Source organism: Thermomonas beijingensis, assembly GCF_020034655.1.
GTDB classification, from domain to species: Bacteria; Pseudomonadota; Gammaproteobacteria; order Xanthomonadales; family Xanthomonadaceae; genus Thermomonas; species Thermomonas beijingensis.
Map to the genome: position 1 here is coordinate 1 of NZ_JAIQDJ010000039.1, position 1,301 is coordinate 1,301.

Consider the following 1,301-nt stretch of genomic DNA (forward strand, 5'->3'; position numbering starts at 1 on the left):
GCGAAGCAAGCTACGGAATGCTACCGCCACCACGGTGCGCAGGTCCCCTGCGCGCTGTGGGCCAAGTACGCAAGGGCACACTTGAACCAAACAGTAAACCTATCAAGCGCAATTCAATGCAAAGCCCGCATATCCCCAAAAAATTCCGCGCTAAACCTAACACCTGAGTTAAGCCGCGCCGCGAAGCGGCGTCGGCTTGGACGAATTGTTAGGCGGCACCGCGATCACGGCTGGTCCGCCCGCGCAATTACTTTCAGGACCGGAGTCTTGCCGGCTCCGTCCGCGAAGGCAACCCCGACAGTTACCTCCGGACGCACACCAGGCACTTCCACACCCCACATGAGCGTTTCGATTCGCTCAATGCTCACGTACTTAGGCGGGCCGGACTTCTGCCCATTCAAGCAAGCTAGTACACGGCGAAAGTTGTGTTGGGGGAACTCTGTGGAAGTGTTCGCCATCAGGTACTGGCAAAGTCGCTTGCCGGGTTCGTATTCGCCGTGGTCGCAGTTCTTGTAGAAGAGGGAATCCGGATATTGCGGGGTGGGACCCCACACGGTGGTTAGGGCTACCTCGTGGGTGCCCGAGACCTCAGTTTGGTTAGCGAACGCGGCGATTTCGCTGCACAGAGCATCCTTTCGCGAATGCACTGATGCACAGGAAGCCAGCACGAGCCCGGCTAACGCAGCTACGAGGAACCGAAGAAGTTTCATGTGCCGCCTAACACCTGAGTTAAGCCGCGCCGCGAAGCGGCGTCGGCTTGAATGAATTGTTAGGTGCCACGCGGGAACGGCGGCCAAGAGCTACAAGATTTGACGTCTTGCAGTTCCCCTGACCATAGCCCCATGTGGCCTTGGCGGGCTGATGTAAAGCGCCCGATGACATACGCGTATCCGTCAGTGAAATTTTTCTTGCTGCGAGATTCACACTTGCTCGCATTTAGCCACAGGCCGTTCTTGTGCAGGCCGTACTGGTAGTCATCTTTGTGGAGATAGATTCCATTCCCTTCAAACTCCAGATGCACGTACCCAGTAAGAGAAACGAGCTTTCCTTCGTATTTTTCCGGCGCGGCAATTAGCTGGATAAGCGAAACCCGCTGCGGTGGCTCTTGAGCGTATGCCAAGAGTGGGGTCGTGCTTAGGGCGAGAAGAGTGGCAATGGAAGCGCGATCAATTTTCATGGCACCTAACACCTGAGTTAAGCCGCGCCGCAACGAGGTGCAACCGAAGCGACAGCAGCCGGACGCCGAAAGATAACACGATGCCATGAAGCGGCGTCGGCTTGAACGAACTGTTAGGTTGTAG

At 56.6% G+C, this 1,301-nt stretch carries 2 protein-coding genes; both read right to left on the reverse strand.

Features of this window, described 5'->3' with window-relative positions; genetic code table 11:
• Positions 1–224 precede the first annotated feature (224 nt).
• Positions 225–710, reverse strand: a complete 486-nt coding sequence (locus K7B09_RS13045) for a hypothetical protein (RefSeq protein WP_223629899.1) — start codon at positions 708–710, stop codon at positions 225–227.
• Positions 711–769: 59 nt separating this feature from the next.
• The coding region (locus K7B09_RS13050) for a hypothetical protein (protein WP_223629900.1) at positions 770–1,301 on the reverse strand (532 nt) is incomplete at its 5' end.